17 protein-coding genes are annotated in these 18267 nt (G+C 65.3%); 2 read left to right on the forward strand and 15 right to left on the reverse strand.

The window, feature by feature from the left end:
* Positions 1 to 78: 78 nt before the first annotated feature.
* The 12 genes from A9513_RS21720 to A9513_RS21775 all read right to left on the reverse strand — a co-directional run bounded on the left by A9513_RS21720 (position 79) and on the right by A9513_RS21775 (position 13079).
* Positions 79 to 1374 (reverse strand): adenylosuccinate synthase, encoded by a 1296-nt coding sequence (locus tag A9513_RS21720; protein WP_038803347.1) that lies wholly within the window; start codon positions 1372 to 1374, stop codon positions 79 to 81.
* Positions 1375 to 1438: 64 nt separating this feature from the next.
* Positions 1439 to 2617, reverse strand: coding sequence for an ATP phosphoribosyltransferase regulatory subunit (locus tag A9513_RS21725; protein ID WP_065085562.1), 1179 nt, complete (start codon positions 2615 to 2617; stop codon positions 1439 to 1441).
* Between the two features lie 34 nt (positions 2618 to 2651).
* Complete coding sequence (locus A9513_RS21730) at positions 2652 to 2837, reverse strand: DUF2065 domain-containing protein (protein WP_065085563.1); 186 nt, start codon at positions 2835 to 2837, stop codon at positions 2652 to 2654.
* Between the two features lie 107 nt (positions 2838 to 2944).
* Positions 2945 to 3814: a protease modulator HflC gene (hflC, locus tag A9513_RS21735; protein WP_024764328.1), complete on the reverse strand. Its 870-nt coding sequence runs from the start codon at positions 3812 to 3814 to the stop codon at positions 2945 to 2947.
* Positions 3814 to 4986, reverse strand: a complete 1173-nt coding sequence (hflK, locus tag A9513_RS21740; protein WP_024764327.1) for an FtsH protease activity modulator HflK — start codon at positions 4984 to 4986, stop codon at positions 3814 to 3816. Before hflK ends, hflC begins: the two co-directional genes overlap by 1 nt.
* A gap of 95 nt (positions 4987 to 5081) precedes the next feature.
* Positions 5082 to 6383, reverse strand: a complete 1302-nt coding sequence (hflX, locus tag A9513_RS21745) for a ribosome rescue GTPase HflX (protein WP_024764326.1) — start codon at positions 6381 to 6383, stop codon at positions 5082 to 5084.
* Positions 6384 to 6395: 12 nt separating this feature from the next.
* Positions 6396 to 6644, reverse strand: coding sequence for an RNA chaperone Hfq (gene hfq / locus A9513_RS21750; RefSeq protein ID WP_017520393.1), 249 nt, complete (start codon positions 6642 to 6644; stop codon positions 6396 to 6398).
* Between the two features lie 106 nt (positions 6645 to 6750).
* Positions 6751 to 7713 (reverse strand): tRNA (adenosine(37)-N6)-dimethylallyltransferase MiaA, encoded by a 963-nt coding sequence (gene miaA / locus A9513_RS21755; protein ID WP_065085564.1) that lies wholly within the window; start codon positions 7711 to 7713, stop codon positions 6751 to 6753.
* Between the two features lie 78 nt (positions 7714 to 7791).
* Positions 7792 to 9693 (reverse strand): DNA mismatch repair endonuclease MutL, encoded by a 1902-nt coding sequence (mutL, locus tag A9513_RS21760; RefSeq protein WP_065085565.1) that lies wholly within the window; start codon positions 9691 to 9693, stop codon positions 7792 to 7794.
* Positions 9690 to 11120 carry an N-acetylmuramoyl-L-alanine amidase AmiB gene (amiB, locus tag A9513_RS21765; protein ID WP_083196183.1) on the reverse strand — a complete coding sequence of 477 codons (1431 nt, stop codon included), beginning with the start codon at positions 11118 to 11120 and terminating at the stop codon, positions 9690 to 9692. Before amiB ends, mutL begins: the two co-directional genes overlap by 4 nt.
* A gap of 7 nt (positions 11121 to 11127) precedes the next feature.
* Positions 11128 to 11595: a tRNA (adenosine(37)-N6)-threonylcarbamoyltransferase complex ATPase subunit type 1 TsaE gene (tsaE, locus tag A9513_RS21770; RefSeq protein WP_037012078.1), complete on the reverse strand. Its 468-nt coding sequence runs from the start codon at positions 11593 to 11595 to the stop codon at positions 11128 to 11130.
* On the reverse strand, positions 11583 to 13079 hold the full coding sequence (locus tag A9513_RS21775; RefSeq protein WP_065085566.1) for a bifunctional ADP-dependent NAD(P)H-hydrate dehydratase/NAD(P)H-hydrate epimerase: 1497 nt from the start codon (positions 13077 to 13079) through the stop codon (positions 11583 to 11585). Before A9513_RS21775 ends, tsaE begins: the two co-directional genes overlap by 13 nt.
* 245 nt (positions 13080 to 13324) lie before the next feature.
* Between A9513_RS21775 and queG the strand changes: the two genes are divergently transcribed.
* Positions 13325 to 14386, forward strand: coding sequence for a tRNA epoxyqueuosine(34) reductase QueG (gene queG / locus A9513_RS21780; RefSeq protein WP_065085608.1), 1062 nt, complete (start codon positions 13325 to 13327; stop codon positions 14384 to 14386).
* 105 nt (positions 14387 to 14491) lie between these two features.
* Here the strand turns inward: queG and orn are convergent, their stop codons facing one another.
* Positions 14492 to 15034, reverse strand: a complete 543-nt coding sequence (orn, locus tag A9513_RS21785; protein ID WP_024764319.1) for an oligoribonuclease — start codon at positions 15032 to 15034, stop codon at positions 14492 to 14494.
* 89 nt (positions 15035 to 15123) lie between these two features.
* Here orn and rsgA point away from each other — a divergent pair, with 89 nt between their 5' ends.
* Entirely contained in the window at positions 15124 to 16155 is a 1032-nt protein-coding gene (gene rsgA / locus A9513_RS21790) for a small ribosomal subunit biogenesis GTPase RsgA (RefSeq protein WP_065085567.1), read from the forward strand.
* A 134-nt stretch (positions 16156 to 16289) separates the two neighbouring features.
* Here the strand turns inward: rsgA and motB are convergent, their stop codons facing one another.
* Together motB and motA are read right to left on the reverse strand one after the other, a co-directional pair.
* On the reverse strand, positions 16290 to 17357 hold the full coding sequence (gene motB / locus A9513_RS21795; RefSeq protein ID WP_024764318.1) for a flagellar motor protein MotB: 1068 nt from the start codon (positions 17355 to 17357) through the stop codon (positions 16290 to 16292).
* Between the two features lie 15 nt (positions 17358 to 17372).
* Complete coding sequence (gene motA / locus A9513_RS21800) at positions 17373 to 18224, reverse strand: flagellar motor stator protein MotA (protein WP_024764317.1); 852 nt, start codon at positions 18222 to 18224, stop codon at positions 17373 to 17375.
* Positions 18225 to 18267 lie beyond the last annotated feature (43 nt).

Below are 18267 nucleotides of genomic sequence, written 5' to 3' on the forward strand. Positions count from 1 at the left end.
GCGTGCCGGGCCGCAAAACACGGAGGGCAGAAACGACAACGGGCCGCATGAGCGGCCCGTCGCGGTATAGCGTGTGGATCAGCCGAACGGATGACGCAGGACGATGGTCTCGGCGCGGTCCGGGCCGGTGGAGATGATGTCGATGGGCGCGCCAACCAGCTCCTCGATGCGCTTGATGTACGCGCGCGCATTGGCCGGCAGGCCTTCCAGGCTCTGTACGCCCACGGTCGACTCGCTCCAGCCCGGCAGGTCTTCGTAGACCGGCTGCAGGCCGATGTAGCTGTCGGCATCGGTCGGCGCATCGGTCAGCAGTTCGCCGGCGGCATTCTGGTAGCCGGTGCAGATGCGCACGGTTTCCAGGCCGTCGAGGACGTCCAGCTTGGTCAGGCACAGGCCGGACAGGCTGTTGATCTCGATGGCGCGACGCAGTATGACGGCATCGAACCAGCCGCAACGACGGGCACGCCCGGTGGTGGCGCCGAACTCGTGACCGACCTTGGCCAGGCGGGCGCCGACTTCATCGAACAGCTCGGTCGGGAACGGGCCGGAACCCACGCGAGTAGTGTAGGCCTTGGTGATCCCCAGGATGTAATCCAGGAACAGCGGACCAAAGCCCGAACCGGTGGCGGTGCCGCCGGCCGTGGTGTTGGAGCTGGTGACGAACGGATAGGTACCGTGGTCGATGTCCAGCAGCGAACCCTGGGCGCCTTCGAACATGATGTTCTCATCGGCACGGCGCAGGTCGTGCAGGGTCGAGGTCACGTCGGCCATCAGCGGACGCAGTTCTTCGGCGTAGGCCATGCACTCGTCCAGAGTCTTCTGGAAGTCGACGGCCGGTTCCTTGTAATAGTTCTGCAGGACGAAGTTGTGGTAGTCCAGCAGCTCGCCCAGCTTGGCAGCGAAGCGCTCGCGGTGGAACAGATCGCCCACGCGCAGACCACGACGGGCCACTTTGTCTTCGTACGCCGGGCCGATGCCGCGACCGGTGGTGCCGATCTTGGCGTCGCCACGGGCCTTCTCGCGGGCCTGGTCCAGGGCCACGTGGAAGGACAGGATCAGCGGGCAGGACGGGCTGATGCGCAGGCGCTCGCGCACCGGTACGCCCTTCTCTTCCAGCTTGGCGATCTCGCGCATCAGCGCGTCGGGCGCCAGCACCACGCCGTTGCCGATCAGGCACTGCACGCCTTCGCGCAGGATGCCCGACGGAATCAGGTGCAGCACAGTCTTCTCGCCAGCGACCACCAGGGTATGACCGGCATTGTGGCCGCCCTGGTAACGCACCACGGCAGCAGCCTGGTCGGTCAGCAGGTCGACGATCTTGCCTTTGCCCTCATCACCCCACTGGGTGCCCAGGACTACGACATTCTTACCCATAAACTTGTCCCCATCGTGGATGTTCGGTGCCGGCCGCGGCCGGCAGAAACTCGAGTGACGCGCCTCAGAGCGCGGCCACCTGCCAATTGCCATCGCGAACCAGCAGTTGCCGGTCGCAGCCCGCTTCGGTAGCCGAAGCCGCATCCTGCCCGGGCAGCGCCTGTACCACGCGCACGCCCTGACGGCGCAGCTGCTGCACCGCCTGCCACAAGCCGGCGCCATCGGCCGGCGCCCAGACTCCGGTGCGCGGCTCGTCGAGCTGGGCGCGACCGAGAGTGACCAGGGTCTTGAGGTCGGTGGAAAAACCGGTCGCCGGACGGGCACGGCCGAAATCAGCGCCGATGTCGTCGTAACGACCGCCCTGGGCGATGGACTCGCCAACCCCAGGCACGAACGCAGCAAACACCACGCCCGTGTGATAGTGATAGCCACGCAACTCGCCGAGGTCGAAATAAAGCGGCAGCTGCGGGAAGCGCGCAGCCAGCGAGTCGGCAATAGCCGTAATGTCCGCCAGCGCGGTCTGCACCGGAGCCGGAGCCCCGGCAAGCACTTCACGCGCCTGGCTCAGCACCTCGCGGCCACCACACAACTCAGCCAACGCACGCAGCATGCCGGCGAGATCGCCCGGCAGGCCTTCGGTCAGCGCCGCGATTTCATCCACGGCCTTGCGCTGCAAGGCGTCGAACAGCAGTTGCTCGACTTCGCCGGACAGCCCGGCAGCCTGGGCCAGGCCACGGTAGATGCCGACATGACCGAGGTCCATGTGCACGTCCGGCACCTGGGCCATCTCGAGCATGTCGAGCAGCAGACTGATGACTTCGACGTCACCCGCCGAGCCGGTATTGCCGTAAAGCTCGGCACCCAGCTGGATCGGGCTGCGCGAAGTCGCCAGCGCACGCGGGCGGGCATGCAGCACGCTGCCGGCGTAGCACAGGCGGTTCGGCCCTTCGCGACGCAGGCTGTGGGCGTCCATGCGTGCCACTTGCGGCGTGATGTCCGCACGGAAGCCCATCAGACGGCCGGACGCCGGATCGGTGACCTTGAAGGTACGCAGATCCAGATCCTGGCCGGCACCGGTCAGCAGGGATTCCAGGTATTCGATATGCGGGGTGACGACAAACTCGTAACCCCAGCGCTGGAACAGGTCCAGCACCTGACGGCGGGCTGCTTCAACGCGAGCCGCCTCCGGTGGCAGCACTTCTTCGATCCCATCTGGCAGCAGCCAGCGGTCTACCGTTGCCATGTCGCCTCTCTCCTTTTTTAGGCCGGGCGGCACTTCAATGAATGCAGTAAAGAAGGACGGTGCCGAACAGCATGCTGCCCAGCCCGATGAGTCTCAGACTGCGGTCGCCAAGGCGCCCGAGCCCGCTCACGGCGTCGCGCCAACCACGCGGGTACAGGAATGGAAGGATGCCTTCCAGCACCAGCAACAGACAGAACGCCTTGCCGAATTCCTGCCACATGGCTCTCGTACATCATTCTCGCGGACGCAAAAAAGCCGGGATTTCCCGGCTGACCCATGATAACACGATTTCTCCGACGGGCGCTGCCGCCCGCCGGAGACTTTGACTTACGGTTTAGCTTTTTCCAGATAGCGGAAGAACTCGCTGCTCGGATCGAGCACCAGCACGTCCTTTTTGTCCGCAAAGCTCTCGCGATAAGCCTTGAGGCTGCGGGTGAAGGCGTAGAACTCCGGATCGGCAGAGTAGGCCTTGGCGTAGATCGCCGACGCCTTGGCATCGCCGTCACCACGGGTTTCTTCCGATTCGCGATAGGCCTCGGCCAGCAGCACACGACGCTGACGGTCGGCATCCGCACGGATACCTTCGGCCAGTTCGCGACCCTTGGCGCGGTGCTCGCGGGCTTCCCGCTCACGCTCGGTGCTCATGCGCTCGAACACGCTGCGGTTCACTTCCTTGGGCAGGTCGATGGCCTTGACGCGAACGTCGACCACTTCGATACCCAACTCCTTCTGCGCCATGCGGTTCAGCGACGCAGTGATGTCACCCATCAGCGCATCACGCTCCCCCGACACGACTTCGTGCAGGGTGCGCTTGCCGAACTGGTCGCGCAGGCCGGCTTCCAGACGACGGGACAGACGCTCGTCGGCAATCTGCTTCATGCCGGAAGTCGCGGTGTAGAAGCGCTCGGCATCGGAGACGCGCCACTTGGCGTAGGCGTCGACCATCACCGCTTTCTTCTCCAGCGTCAGGAAGCGCTGGGTCGGCGAGTCCAGGGTCAGCAGGCGGCCATCGAACTTGCGCACCGTGTTGACGTACGGAATCTTGAAGTGCAGACCGGGCTTCACGTCCGGCTCGACCACGCGACCGAAGCGCAGCATGACGGCGCGCTCGGTCTGTTGCACCACGTAGACGCTGCTCCAGACGGCAACAGCAACCACCACACCCGCGATGAGGGCGATCAGGGACTTGTTACTCATCAGCGGCTCTCCCGGGTACGCGTGTCACGCTGCTGCAGGTCGCTGGCGACCCGCGAACCGATATCCGGCGTGCTGCTGCTCGCGCTGGGCGCGGTGCTCGGAGCTGCCGAACCACGGCCATCCATCATCTTGTCCAGCGGCAGGTAGATCAGGTTGTTCTGACCTTGCTGGCCGGTGACCAGCACCTTGCTGGTCTGGCTCAGGACATCCTGCATGGAGTCCAGGTACAGACGCTGACGGGTGACTTCCGGAGCCTTGTGATACTCACTGGCCAACTTGGTGAAGCGGTCTGCCTCACCCTGGGCGCGGGAAACCACTTCATCGCGGTAGCCGTTGGCTTCCTCGATGATGCGCTGGGCCTGGCCACGGGCTTCGGGCACCACGCCGTTGGCGTAGGCTTCGGCCTGGTTCTTCTCGCGCTGCTCGTCCTCGCGGGCACGGATCACGTCGTCGAACGCTTCCTGTACTTCACGCGGCGCGGCGGCGCTCTGGATGTTCACCTGGGTCACCGTGATACCGGTCTTGTAGGTATCGAGGAAACGCTGCAGGCGATCACGCACCTCGGTGGCCATCTGTTCGCGGCCCTCGGTGAGGATCTTGTCCATGGTGGTGGAGCCGGCCACGTGACGCAGGGCGCTTTCGGTGGCGTGCTGCAGGCTCACTTCCGGCTGGTCGACGTTGAGCACGAAGTCCTTCAGGTTGCTGACCTTGTACTGCACGGTCAGCGGAACCTCGACGATGTTCTCGTCTTCGGTGAGCATCTGACCCTGCTTGCTGTAGGCACGCTCGCGGGTGACGTTCTCCTGGAACTTCTTGTCGATCGGCGGGAAGTAGATGTTCAGGCCGGGGCCCACGGTGTCGTGGTACTGACCAAAGCGCAGGATCACCGCCTGCTCCTGCTCATCCACGACGTAAATGGCGTTGTACAGCCACAGCACGGCGAGGATAGCCAAGCCGATACCGAACAGACCGAGGCTACCGCCCCGACCACTGCCGCCACCGCCCGAACCACTGCCGCGCTTGGGTTTGCCGAAAATTCCATTCAGGCTGTCTTGCAGCTTGCGGAAGGCCTCATCCAGATCAGGCGGGCCCTGGCGACCACCACCACGGCGTCCACCCCAGGGGTCCTGGTCGTTCTTGTTCGAGTTGTCACCCGGCTCATTCCAAGCCATAGCGCTCTCCATCTGATAACGCGAAAACGCGCCTACGGCGCGCCCACCTATGCTACCGAATGCCCATTACCCTGCCAAAAACAGTGTGCCGGGCTTTATTGCAAAGTGTGTTGCGCAATGAACTCCGACGGCTGCCAGCCTTCGCGGCTCACCATGCGGTTCAACTCGACACGCGGCAGGCGGACCTGCAAAACGGCGCGTCCTTGTTCGTCGTGATTCTCAGACTGTACCGCACCCAGCTCGAAGAACTGAGCCCGAAGTCGTCCCAGGCGCTGCGGCAGGCAGAGCGTTCCCACGAACATGTCCTCCCCCAGCAACTCGGAAATCGCCTGCTCGAGCAATTCCAGCCCACGCGATTCACGCGCCGACAGCCAGACACGGACCGGCTTACCCAACTCGTCGCGCTGGATCATCGGCTGCAGGTCCGGCAACAGGTCGATCTTGTTGTACACCTCGAGCATCGGCAACTCGTTCGCGCCGATCTCCTTGAGCACTGCCAGCACCTGCTCGATCTGCGCATCGCGATCCGGCTCGTGGGAGTCGATCACATGCAGCAGCAGGTCGGAGTTGCTGGACTCTTCCAAGGTAGCCCGAAACGCCTCCACCAGCTTGTGCGGCAGGTGGCGAATGAAGCCTACGGTGTCAGCCAGCACGATCGGCCCAACGTCATCGAGTTCCAGACGGCGCAAGGTCGGGTCGAGAGTGGCGAACAACTGGTCGGCCGCGTAGACCTCGGATGTGGTTAGCGCATTGAACAGCGTGGACTTGCCGGCGTTGGTGTAACCCACCAGGGACACCGCCGGAATCTCCGCACGGCGGCGGCCACGACGGGCCTGCTCGCGCTGGCTGCGAACCTTTTCCAGGCGCGACTTGATCTGCCGGATACGCCCACGCAGCAGGCGGCGGTCGGTTTCCAGCTGGGTTTCACCCGGGCCACGCAGGCCGATACCACCTTTCTGGCGCTCAAGGTGAGTCCAGCCGCGCACCAAACGCGTGCTCATGTGTTCCAGCTGGGCGAGCTCCACCTGCAGCTTGCCCTCGTGGGTGCGGGCGCGCTGGGCGAAGATATCGAGAATCAGACCCGTACGATCGAGCACGCGGCACTCGAGCGCTCGCTCGAGGTTGCGCTCCTGGCTCGGCGTGAGGGTGTGATTGAAGATGATCAGCTCGACCTTCTCGGCGTGGACGAGGTCGTGCAATTCTTCGACCTTGCCGCTGCCGATCAGGTACTTGGCTGAAGGCTGATGGCGCGAAATGCTGACGAAAGCAACCGATTCCGCGCCTGCCGAACGGGCCAGCTCCTGGAATTCCTGCGGGTCTTCGCGCGCCTCGGGGTCCTGACCTTCCAGATGGACCAGAATGGCCCGTTCCCCACCACCCGGGCGCTCAAAGAACAAGGCGGACTCCCGTCAAACGTTGCCCGGCTCGGCCGGTTGATCACCGGTGGGCAGGCGCACGGGGCGGCTGGGGACCACGGTGGAAATAGCGTGTTTGTAGACCATCTGGCTGACAGTGTTCTTCAGCAGGATGACGAACTGGTCGAAGGATTCGATCTGACCCTGCAGCTTGATGCCGTTGACCAGGTAGATGGAAACCGGAACGCGTTCTTTGCGCAGGGTATTGAGGTAAGGGTCTTGTAGCGAATGCCCTTTTGACATATGCCGCACTCCTTGTAAGGGTAAAATACTGATTTAGTAGTAGTCGAATTTGGCTTAACGCCGTCCTGAACCCCAAGGATAGACGGCCGGAATTAAGGTCTCGAGCCTATATGGAGACCGCCTCAAAGTATTTCAAGGCACGCGGCAAATTGTCGCTTGCCTGACTGTCCAACCAGTGTAGATCGCTCCAGCTGCGGAGCCAGGTGAACTGGCGCTTGGCCAGCTGCCGCGTGGCGATGACGCCACGCTCCACCATCTCAGCGTAGGACAGTTTGCCCTCGAGGTAATCCCATACCTGTCGGTAACCCACCGCTCTTATGGACGGCAGCCCCACGTGCAAGTCACTTCTTGCGCGAAGGCGTTCGACCTCGGCGATGAAGCCCTGTTCCAGCATCTGGTCAAAACGTTGCGCGATACGCTCGTGCAACACCTGGCGCTGCAGAGGCGCAATCGCCAGGTGAGCCACAGTATACGGTAATTGTCCACCGCCTTGCGCGCCAAGACCCGCATTTTCACTAGCCTGGCGAAGGCGGTGTGCAGTCATGGACATACCGCTGACACGGAAGACCTCAAGCGCCCGGACAAGCCGCTGGGGGTCGTTGGGGTGGATGCGCGCCGCCGACTCCGGGTCGACGCGGGCGAGTTCCGAGTGCAGGGCACTCCAGCCTTCGGCGGCCGCCCAGGCTTCCAGTTCGGCACGTACGACGGGGTCGGCACTGGGCATATCGGCCAGGCCTTCCAGCAACGCCTTGAAATACAACATGGTGCCGCCGACCAGCAGCGGGATCTTTCCGGCCGCGGTGATTTCGGCCATGGCCGCCAGGGCGTCGGCGCGGAACTCCGCTGCCGAATAGGCCTCGCTGGGGTCACGGATATCGATCAGTCGGTGCGGGAATTCCTCCAGCACCTCGCGCGGCGGCTTGGCGGTGCCGATATCCATGTCGCGGTAGATCAGCGCCGAGTCCACGCTGATCAGCTCCACCGGCAGCAGACGCGCCAGCTCCAGCGCCAGGTCGGTCTTGCCGGCGGCGGTGGGGCCCATGAGGAAAATGGCGGGAGGCAAGGACATCGGGAACTCGTTATTGCGCACTGCTGAATCGATTGGCGCGCAGTTTACTGCACTTTCCTGAACGCAACCTTACGGAAATCAACGTCCGCGCAGGAACAGCTTGTCCAGCTCGTCGAGCCCCAGTTGTGTCCAGGTCGGCCGGCCGTGGTTGCACTGGCCGCTGCGCTCGGTCACTTCCATGTCGCGCAGCAGGCCGTTCATCTCCGGCAGCGTCAGGCGGCGATTGGCGCGCACGGCGCCGTGGCAGGCCATGGTGCCGAGCAGCTCGTTGAGGTGCGCCTGGATACGGTCGCTGGTGCCGTACTCCAGCAGGTCGGCGAGCACATCGCGCACCAACTGGGTGGCCTCGGCCTGCTTGAGCAGCGCGGGAATCTGGCGGATCGCCAGGGTCTCCGGACCGAGCCGTTGCAGTTCGAAGCCGAGCTTGGAGAACCAACTGCCATGCTCCTCCGCGCAGTCCGCCTCACGCTCGCTGACAGCGATGGATTCAGGCACCAGCAGCGGCTGACCACGCAGGCCTTCGCTGGCCATGGCGGTCTTCAGGCGCTCATACATGATGCGCTCGTGGGCCGCGTGCATATCCACCAGCACCAGGCCGTGGGCGTTCTCCGAAAGGATGTAGATACCCTTGAGCTGCGCCAGGGCATAGCCCAGCGGCGGCACATCCTGGCTGCTTTCCGGCAACGCCTGCGGCGCCTGGTCGGGCAGCGGAGCAAAATAGGCCTGGTAGGCGCCCTGGGCCTCCTGGATCGGCGGTATTTCCGGGCGCGTCGGCTGGTAGCTGAAGCCACCGCCACCGGATCCGCCGGAAGATGGGCTGGGCTGCCAGGCACGCGCGGCGGCCGGAGCCTCCAGCACAGTCTCGGACAGGCGCATCTCGCCCTGCGGACCGAACTCGCCGGCCTCCGTACCCGTGGGGCGCGGTGTAGTCAGGGTGGTGGCGCCCGGCGGAGCCAACTGGTCGTCGGGGCGCACTTCCGCCAGCGCCCGGTGCAGGGTGCCGTAGAGGAAGTCGTGGACCATGCGACTGTCGCGGAAGCGCACTTCGTGCTTGGTCGGGTGGACGTTGACGTCCACCACCGCGGGATCGACTTCGAAGAACAGCACGAAGGTCGGATGCCGGCCGTTGTACAGCACGTCACGATAGGCCTGGCGTACGGCGTGGGCGACCAGCTTGTCGCGCACCATGCGGCCGTTCACGTAGAAGTACTGCAGGTCCGGCTGGCTGCGGGAGAAGGTCGGCAGACCGACCCAGCCCCACAGGTGCAGGCCGTTGCGCTCCACTTCGATGGGCAGGGCCTGTTCAAGGAAACCAGCGCTGCACACGGCGCCGACGCGGCGGGCGCGGGAAGCTTCGTCCTTGGCTTCATGCAGCGAGAGGATGGTCTTGCCGTTATGGCGCAGATGGAATGCCACGTCGAAGCGCGCCAGCGCCAGACGCTTGATGACTTCCTGCAGATGATCGAATTCGGTCTTCTCGGCGCGCAGAAACTTGCGTCGCGCCGGGGTGTTGAAGAACAGGTCGCGCACCTCGATGCTGGTGCCCACCGGGTGTGCCGCCGGCTTCACGGTGGACTCCATGTCGCGGCCTTCGACCTCCACCTGCCAGGCCTGCTCGGCATCGGCGGTGCGGGAGGTCAGGGTCAGACGCGAGACGGAGCTGATCGAAGCCAGCGCCTCGCCGCGGAAGCCCAGGCTCATCACCCGCTCCAGGTCTTCCAGCTCGCGGATCTTGCTGGTGGCATGGCGCGCCAGTGCCAAAGGCAGGTCGTCGGCAGGAATGCCGCTGCCATCGTCGCGCACACGCAGCAGCTTGACGCCGCCCTGTTCGACCTCGATGTCGATGCGCTTGGCACCGGCGTCCAGGCAGTTCTCCAGCAGTTCCTTGATGACCGAGGCGGGCCGCTCGACCACTTCGCCGGCAGCGATCTGGTTCGCCAGCCGCGGAGTCAGCAGCTGGATTCGGCGAACGTCACTCATTGCTGCGACGCCAGGGAGGTGCCCGGGATCTTCAGCACCTGACCGATCTTCAGCTCATCGCTCTTGAGCGAATTGGCGCTGCGGATCGAGGCCGTGCTGACGTCAAAGCGGCTGGCAACCATCGCCAGGCTGTCGCCACTGCGCACGACATACTCTCGCGGGCCGGAAGCCAACTGGCCGCCGTCACGCAGCGAGGCGATGTAGGTACCCGGCGGCGGGGTCTGCACGAAGTACTGACGCACGCCAGCGGCGATGGAGCGCGCCAGGGCCTGCTGGTGCGAGCCGCTGGCGAGCTTGGCCGATTCGTTCGGGTTGGAGATGAACCCGGTTTCCACCAGGATCGACGGGATGTCCGGGGACTTCAGCACCATGAAGCCGGCCTGCTCCACACGGCGCTTGTGCAGCGGGGTGACGCGGCCGACGCTGGTCAGCACCTTGTGGCCGACGTCCAGGCTGGAGGACATGGTGGCGGTCATCGACAGGTCGAGCAGCACGCCGGCGAGCATCTTGTCCTTGTCGTCGAGGTTCACGCCGCCGTCGCCGCCGATGAGGTCGGAGCGGTTTTCCGTGTCGGCCAGCCAGCGCGCGGTCTCGGAGGTAGCGCCACGGTCGGACAGGGCGAATACCGAGGCACCGAAGGCGCTGCGGCTGGGCGCGGCGTCGGCGTGGATCGAAACGAACAGGTCCGCGCCCTTCTTGCGGGCGATCACGGTGCGGTTGCGCAGTGGGATGAAGTAGTCGCCGGTGCGCGTCAGTTCGGCGCGGAAGCCTTTCATCTGGTTGATCTGCCGCTGCAGTTCGCGGGCGATCGACAGCGTGATGTTCTTCTCGTGCAGACCATTCGGGCCGAGGGCACCAGGGTCTTCACCGCCGTGACCGGCGTCGATGGCGATCACCACGTCACGCTTGCCGCCACTGCTGGGCGCGGGAATCTTGGCCACCGACTGGGCGGGGCTGACCGGCGTGGCGGGCACGCTGGGGGTCGGGGTCGCCGGGACGTCCGGGGCAATGTCGGCGCCCTGGTCATAGAGGTCGACGACGAGGCGGTTGCCGTACTGCTGGTTCGGCGGCAGCACGAAGCTCTTGGGCGTGACCTGGTTCTTCAGGTCCAGCACCAGGCGCAGGTCGGTGGGCGAGCGCTGGGCGGAGCGCATCGCGGTGATCGGGGTATTGCCGAGTTTGAGCTTGTCGAGGGCGGCGGACATCTGTGCGCCGTTGATGTCGACGACGATACGGTTGGGCGCGCTCAGGGTGAACAGACTGTGCTGCACAGGGCCGGACAGATCGAACACCAGACGCGTGTTGTCCGGCGCGCGCCAGATGCGCACGCTCTTGATTTGCGTGGCGGCAGAAACCTCACCGGCAACGAATGCCAGCAGAACGGACACCCCGATAAACAACGCCCGAAGGCGCAACCCCCAACCCATCTTTTTTCTATGCTCCCGTGGCCAGGGCGGCACACCAGGCTTCGCCCCGTGTTCCGTGCGGGTCGAGGCGCAGCATGCGTCCGCCCGCATGCGGAACAATGGTAATGTCCATGTCGGCCTTTGGCAAAATGCCTTTGCCACGCTCCGCCCACTCGATCAGGCACAACGCATCGCCCTCGAAGTAGTCGCGGATGCCGAGGAACTCCAGTTCCTCCGGATCGGCAAGGCGATAGAGATCGAAGTGGAAGGCGCGCAGATCGCCGATTTCGTAGGGCTCGACCAGGGTGAAGGTCGGACTCTTGACCGCTCCACCGTGGCCCAATCCCCGCAGGATGCCGCGCGACAGCGTGGTCTTGCCCGCCCCCAGGTCGCCATGCAGATAGATCACTCCGCGCCCGCCGGTCGCCTCGGCGATCCGCCGACCAAGATCGACCATGGCCTCTTCGCCATCGGCGAACAGATTCAGTTCAGGCATGGGCACAACTCCTCGAGCAGCTGACGAACGGCAGGAATCAGATCGGCGGCGGCCAGGCCGCGACCTTGCGCGCCGAGCGACTCGCCGGCGCGCGCGTGCAGCCAGACCGCCAGGCAAGCGGCATCGAATGCAGGCAACCCCTGCGCCAGCAGCGCACCGAGGATGCCGGAAAGCACGTCACCCAGCCCGGCGCCCGCCATGGCTGGATGACCGTGATCGCACAGCGCGAGCCGGCCATCCGGGGACGCGATCAGGCTGCCGACGCCCTTGAGCACGGCCACCGCCTGATAGCGTTGCGCCAGTGCGAGAGCAGCCTTGGGGCGATCCGCCTGAACCTCCGCGGTGGAGATTCCCAGCAGGCGCGCCGCTTCGGCGGGATGGGGAGTGATCACCCAGTCGCCGGACGGGCGGGCCACCCGCTCTTCGGCCAGCAGATTGAGCGCATCGGCGTCCCACACCTGTCGGCGCTCCAGGCTCGCTGCGGCGCTGACCAGTACGCGCCCCCAGGCGTCACGACCGACGCCAGGGCCGACCACCAGCACATCGGCCCGCTCGGCGAGGCGCAGCAGCTCTGCGGAAGAGGAGACGCCGCGTGCCATCAGTTCGGGGCGACGAGCCAGCGCAGCGGGCACGTGGACTGCACGGGTCGCCAGGGAAACCAGCCCGGCGCCGCAGCGTAGCGCGCTCTCCGCCGCCAGCAGAACGGCGCCGCCCATGCCGGTGTCGCCGCCGATCACCAGCGCATGGCCGAACAGGCCCTTGTGCGCAGCCTTGGGGCGCGCTGCGAGGCAGGGCAGGGAAGCTGCAGCGAGCCGGCGCGCCAGGCTGCTTTCGGGAAGCAGCGCAGGATCGGCATCGAGCCCGTCGAATACCAGCTCGCCGCACTGGTCGGGCCCCTGAGCAGTAAACAGGCCAAGCTTGAGGCCAATGAAGGTCACCGTCAGATCGGCGTTCACCGCGCAGCCCAGCACTTGTCCGGTATCGGCGCTGAGGCCGGAAGGGATGTCCACGGCCAGGACCGGCAGGCCGCTGGCGTTGATCGCCGCGATGGCCGAGGCATAGGGCTCGCGCACCTCGCCGCCGAGGCCGGTGCCCAGCAGCGCATCCACCAGCACACCTCGCAGTTCGGCGCGGTCGCTCCAGGCCTGGACATCCACGCCGACCGCGCGCGCCTCGCCATGGGCCGAGGCGGCATCGCCAGAGAGGCGAGAGGCATCGCCCACTGCCAGCACGCGTACGCGCCAGCCGGCGCGCAGGGCCAGAGCGGCGATCAGGTAGCCGTCGCCGGCATTGTTGCCGTGGCCGGCCAGCACGGTAACCTCGCCGGCATCCGGCCACTGGCGACGCAGGGCGCGCCAGGCGGCATGGGCGGCGCGGCGCATCAGCTCGAAGCCGGGCGTGCCGGCCGCGATCAGGCGCGCATCGAGGTCGCGCACCTGCTGGGCGCTGTACAGATTCAGGGGCAGATCGTCGTGGGCAGTCATCGCTGTTCCGGGCGGCAGAATGTGTCGCCTGAGCGCCTGTTCAAAAGCTCGCGAGCTAGAGCAGAGCAAGGCAAAAACAGACGAGGGAGCGCAGTTTACTGCTGTAAATGAGCATTCCGAGTCTGTTTTTAACGCAGCTCTGCCGACGCGCAGCAGATTTTGAGCGGCTATTGGCGTACGGACGGGCCGACGCCGGCCAGGTCTGGCAGAATTATACGCACCCGGACTTCGGTTTCCCGCCTTCCATGCACGATTCAACGCTCGACTACGCCGACCTCGCCCGCTCCATCAAGGACTGGGGGCGCGAACTCGGCTTCCAGCAGGTCGGCATCAGCGGGCTCGACCTCGAGGAACACGGCACCCACCTGCAGCGCTGGCTGGATGCGGGCTACCACGGCGAGATGGACTACATGGGCGCCCATGGCAGCAAGCGCTGGCGGCCCGACGAACTGGTTCCCGGCACGCTACGGGTCGTATCGCTGCGCATGGACTACCTGCCCGGCGACACCCGTATGGCGCAGGTCCTGGGCGATCCGGAGAGGGCCTATGTCTCGCGCTATGCCCTGGGCCGCGATTACCACAAGCTGATCCGCAAGCGTCTGCAGCAACTGGCCGAACGCATCCAGCAGCAGGTCGGACCGTTCGGCTTCCGCGCCTTCGTCGACAGCGCACCGGTGCTGGAGAAGGCCATCGCCGAGCAATCGGGTCTGGGGTGGATCGGCAAGAACACCTTGGTGCTGAACCGCAAGGCCGGCAGCTACTTCTTCCTCGGCGAGCTGTTCACCGACCTGCCGCTGCCGGTGGATGAGCCGCACGGCACGGAGCACTGCGGGCGCTGCTCGGCCTGCATGGACATCTGCCCCACCGCCGCTTTCGTGGCGCCCTATGTGCTGGATGCACGGCGCTGTATTTCCTACCTGACCATCGAATTGAAGGGCCCGATCCCCGAAGACCTGCGCCCGCTGATCGGCAACCGTGTATTCGGCTGCGATGACTGCCAGATGGTCTGCCCGTGGAACCGTTTCGCCCGCGCCACCGACCAGGGCGACTTCCAACCGCGCCACAGCCTGGACAACGCCGCGCTGGCGGAGCTGTTCCTGTGGACGGAAGAGGAATTCCTCAGCCGCACCGAGGGTTCGCCATTGCGACGAGCGGGCTACGAGCGCTGGCTGCGCAACCTGGCCGTGGGATTGGGCAATGCGCCATCGACCATCCCGGTGATCGAGGCGCTGCGGGCACGACAGGAGTTCCCGTCGGAGCTGGTGCGCGAGCATGTGGCGTGGGCGCTGGGCCGGCACTGCGCCTGAAGGAGACGTGTAGGAGCGAGGGGGACGCATGGTACTCGCTCGCAAACCAAGCCCCGCGACGGAATCAGTTCGCGAGCAAGCTCGCCCCTACAAAGAGCCGTCGGCTCAGACTTTGATGAAGTGCTCGCGGTAGTAGCGCAGCTCGGCGATCGACTCGCGGATGTCGTCCAGCGCCAGGTGGGTGTTGCCCTTCTTGAAGCCATCCCGCACCGAAGGCGCCCAGCGCGCTGCCAGTTCCTTGAGGGTGGAGACGTCCAGGTTGCGGTAGTGGAAGTAGCCTTCCAGCTTCGGCATGTGGCGGTAGAGGAAGCGGCGGTCCTGGCAGATGCTGTTGCCGCAGATCGGCGAGCTGCGCTTGGGTACCCACTTTTCCAGGAAGGCGATGGTCATCGCTTCGGCTTCGGCGGCGGAGATGGTGCTTTCACGCACGCGCTGGGTCAGGCCGGATTGGCCGTGCTGACGGGTATTCCACTCGTCCATGCCGGCGAGCAGCTCCTCACTCTGGTGCACGGCGATCACCGGGCCTTCCTCGAGGATGTTCAGGTCGCTGTCGGTGACGATGGTCGCCATCTCGATGATGACATCCTTGTCCGGGTCCAGCCCGGTCATTTCCAGGTCGATCCAGATCAGGTTCTGCGGGTTCTGCATGATGGGGCTCCTCAGCTCAGCCCCCTAGTTTAGCGGGAAGCGGACGCGCGCATGCTAAACTGCGGCGCGATTTTCCCTGTGGATACCCTATGGCCAAGCGTCACCTCACCCGCCGGCAGAGCTGGCGGATCGAAAAAGTCCAGGAAGAACGCGCTTCGCGCGCGGCGAAGCGTGAGTCACGCGCCTTGGAAGAATTGGAAGGCGGCGACCTCGGCCCGGAGCAGACCGGCCAGGTGATTGCGCACTTCGGGGTGCAGGTGGAAGTCGAGGCCCAGGAAGGCGACCACGCCGGCCAGGTGTTCCGCTGCCACCTGCGCGCCAACCTGCCCCCGCTGGTGACCGGCGACCAGGTGGTCTGGCGCCCCGGCAACCAGGGCATCGGGGTGATCGTCGCGCAATTGCCGCGAACGTCCGAGCTGCGTCGCCCGGACATGCGCGGCGTGCTCAAGCCGGTGGCGGCCAACGTCGATCGCATCGTGATCGTCTTCGCCCCGCGCCCGGAACCCCACGCCAACCTGATCGACCGCTACCTGGTGGCCGCCGAGCACGCCGGCATCAAGCCGCTGCTGTTGCTGAACAAGGCCGACCTGATCGACGAGGAAAACGCCCCCTTCCTCGATTCGCTGCTGGGCACCTACCGCGAGCTGGGCTACCCGCTGCTGGAGGTTTCCGCCTTCAACGGCCTGGCGCTGGACGCCCTTCGTGCCGCGCTGAACGAGCACGTCAGCGTGTTCGTCGGACAGTCCGGCGTAGGCAAGTCGTCGCTGGTGAACGCATTGCTGCCCGGCGTCGACACCCGCGTCGGTGATCTCTCGGAAGTCACCGGCAAGGGCACCCACACCACCACCACCGCGCGGCTGTTCCACTTCCCCGCCGGCGGCGACCTGATCGACTCCCCCGGCATCCGCGAATTCGGCCTCGGCCATGTCAGCCGTGACGATGTCGAAGCCGGCTTCATCGAGTTCCACGACCTGCTCGGCCACTGCCGCTTCCGCGACTGCAAGCACGATCGCGAACCGGGCTGTGCGCTGCTCAAGGCGCTGGAAGACGGGCGTGTTTCGCCGCAACGGATGGCCAGCTACCGGCACATCCTCGCGAGCCTGCCGCAAGACGAATATTGATTGGCGGATAACGCCTCAAGCGTTATCCGCCGCACCGATGTTGCACGGCCCAGTAGGAGCGAGCACGCCTCGGCAAATCAATGGCATGAAGCGCAACGAAGAAGGCCAGCTGTTCAGCTGGCCTTCTTCGTTTCCTACTGCTGCTTGTTCAACTCGTCGAGTTTCAGCGTACCGCCGTCGTCGAACAGGTTGAGCTTCTGCTTGAGCTGGTCCGGCGGCACAGGGTCGCCCTGGCCGCTCGCTGGCTTGGCCGGTGCGCCATTGGGCGCTGCCGGTGTGGCGGCGCCCGGGGCAGCCGGGACTGCGCCATCGACCGGCTTGTCGCTGCCGCCGTCCTGCCCCTCGATGGCGCGCTGGGCCTTCTTGGTCAGGACGATGATGTCGATCCGACGGTTCACTGGATTCAGCGGCTGGTCGCGGTCGAACAGCGCCGAAGAGGCGTAGCCCACCACGCGGGCGATCTGGTCTTCCGGGTAGCCGCCGGCTTCCAGCGCGCGCCGCGCCGCGTTGGCGCGGTTGGCCGAAAGCTCCCAGTTGCCGAAGTCGCCATTGCCGGCGTAGGGCTTGGCGTCGGTGTGGCCACTGATGCTGATTTTGTTCGGCACCTGCTTGATGGTCTCGGCCAGCGCCAGCAGGATGTCCTCGAAATAGGACTGCAAACGCGCGCTGCCCAGGTCGAACATCGGCCGGTTGTCCGAATCGACAATCTGGATACGCAGGCCGTCCTGGGTGATCTCGAAGAGGATCTGGTCCTTGAAGCGCTTGAGCGTCGGGTTCTCGTCGACCTTGTTCTGCAGTTCCTGCAGCAGCAACTCCAGGCGCTCCTTCTCGACCTTCTCGGCGACGTCCTCGGCCTGCTGCTCGTTGATCTTGGCGTTCTCGTCCGGGTTGATGCGCGTCTCGTCGGCATCCGGCTGGGCCTGGATCTGCGGGTTCAGCGTCTTGTCCGGCGCCGGCGTCGGCGTGCCGCCCAGGTCGATGACGTAGGGGCTGGCACTCTCGGTGAAGCCGATGGGGTCCTGGAAGTAACCGGAGATGGCCTTCTTCTGCTCGGGCGTGGCCGAGGACAGCAGCCAGAGCACGAGGAAGAACGCCATCATGGCGGTGGCAAAGTCGGCGAAGGCGATCTTCCAGCCGCCGCCGTGGTGGCCAGCGGCATAGCGCTTGACGCGCTTGACGATGATCGGCTGATTGTTATCCATGCGTCAGGCGACCCATCAGCGACCGCGAACGGCCTGCTCCAGCTCGCTGAAGCTCGGACGGTGCGCCGGCAGCAGCACCTTGCGGCCAAACTCCACGGCCAGCGAGGGCGGCATGCCGGAAGCCGAAGCCACCAGGCAGGCCTTGATCGCTTCGTAGAGGTTCAGCTCTTCCTTGGCGTCGTGCTCCAGCGCGTTGGACAGCGGGCCGACAAAACCGTACGCGGCGAGAATACCGAGGAAGGTACCCACCAGCGCCGCGGCGACGTGGTGGCCGATCTCCGCCTGGCTGCCCTGGCCGAGCAGCGCCATGGTGATCACGATGCCCAGTACCGCGGCGACGATACCGAAGCCCGGCAGGGCGTCGGCGACGCGGGTCACTGCATGGGCGGGGTGCTCGAGGTCTTCCTTGAGGCTGCCCAGTTCCATGTCGAACAGGCCTTCCAACTCGTGGGGCGCCATGTTGCCGGAAGACATGATGCGCAGGTAGTCGCAGATGTAGGCCGTCATGCGGTCGTCCCTGAGCACCGCGGGGTACTTGCTGAAGATCGGGCTGGCAGCCGGGTCCTCGACGTCGGCCTCGATCGCCATCATGCCTTCGCGGCGGCTCTTGTTGAGCACCTCGTAGAGCATGCCCAGCACCTCCAGGTAGAAGGTATGGGTGAAGCGGTTGCCGAACATCTTCGGCGCCTTCTTCAGTACGGTCATGAAGGTGCTGCCAGGGTTGGCCTGGAGGAAGGCGCCCAGCGCGGCGCCGCCGATGATCAGCACTTCGAACGGCTGAATGATGGCCGCGATCTTGCCGCCGGAGAGCATGTAGCCGCCGAGCACGCTACCCAGAATGACGATGATGCCGATGATTTTTGCCATGGGGACCGGACTGAAACTGTGAACAGAATGGAGGCATGATTCC

The sequence above is a fragment of the Pseudomonas sp. AU12215 genome, assembly GCF_001675465.2.
GTDB lineage: Bacteria > Pseudomonadota > Gammaproteobacteria > Pseudomonadales > Pseudomonadaceae > Pseudomonas > Pseudomonas nitroreducens.

Bases quoted from the DNA above. Each gene is read 5' to 3' on its own strand.
- A9513_RS21720 (WP_038803347.1), bottom strand. From the start codon at position 1,374: ATGGGTAAGAATGTCGTAGTCCTGGGCACCCAGTGGGGTGATGAGGGC.
- A9513_RS21725 (WP_065085562.1), bottom strand. From the start codon at position 2,617: ATGGCAACGGTAGACCGCTGGCTGCTGCCAGATGGGATCGAAGAAGTG.
- A9513_RS21730 (WP_065085563.1), bottom strand. From the start codon at position 2,837: ATGTGGCAGGAATTCGGCAAGGCGTTCTGTCTGTTGCTGGTGCTGGAA.
- hflC (WP_024764328.1), bottom strand. From the start codon at position 3,814: ATGAGTAACAAGTCCCTGATCGCCCTCATCGCGGGTGTGGTGGTTGCT.
- hflK (WP_024764327.1), bottom strand. From the start codon at position 4,986: ATGGCTTGGAATGAGCCGGGTGACAACTCGAACAAGAACGACCAGGAC.
- hfq (WP_017520393.1), bottom strand. From the start codon at position 6,644: ATGTCAAAAGGGCATTCGCTACAAGACCCTTACCTCAATACCCTGCGC.
- miaA (WP_065085564.1), bottom strand. From the start codon at position 7,713: ATGTCCTTGCCTCCCGCCATTTTCCTCATGGGCCCCACCGCCGCCGGC.
- mutL (WP_065085565.1), bottom strand. From the start codon at position 9,693: ATGAGTGACGTTCGCCGAATCCAGCTGCTGACTCCGCGGCTGGCGAAC.
- amiB (WP_083196183.1), bottom strand. From the start codon at position 11,120: ATGGGTTGGGGGTTGCGCCTTCGGGCGTTGTTTATCGGGGTGTCCGTT.
- tsaE (WP_037012078.1), bottom strand. From the start codon at position 11,595: ATGCCTGAACTGAATCTGTTCGCCGATGGCGAAGAGGCCATGGTCGAT.
- A9513_RS21775 (WP_065085566.1), bottom strand. From the start codon at position 13,079: ATGACTGCCCACGACGATCTGCCCCTGAATCTGTACAGCGCCCAGCAG.
- queG (WP_065085608.1), top strand. From the start codon at position 13,325: ATGCACGATTCAACGCTCGACTACGCCGACCTCGCCCGCTCCATCAAG.
- orn (WP_024764319.1), bottom strand. From the start codon at position 15,034: ATGCAGAACCCGCAGAACCTGATCTGGATCGACCTGGAAATGACCGGG.
- rsgA (WP_065085567.1), top strand. From the start codon at position 15,124: ATGGCCAAGCGTCACCTCACCCGCCGGCAGAGCTGGCGGATCGAAAAA.
- motB (WP_024764318.1), bottom strand. From the start codon at position 17,357: ATGGATAACAATCAGCCGATCATCGTCAAGCGCGTCAAGCGCTATGCC.
- motA (WP_024764317.1), bottom strand. From the start codon at position 18,224: ATGGCAAAAATCATCGGCATCATCGTCATTCTGGGTAGCGTGCTCGGC.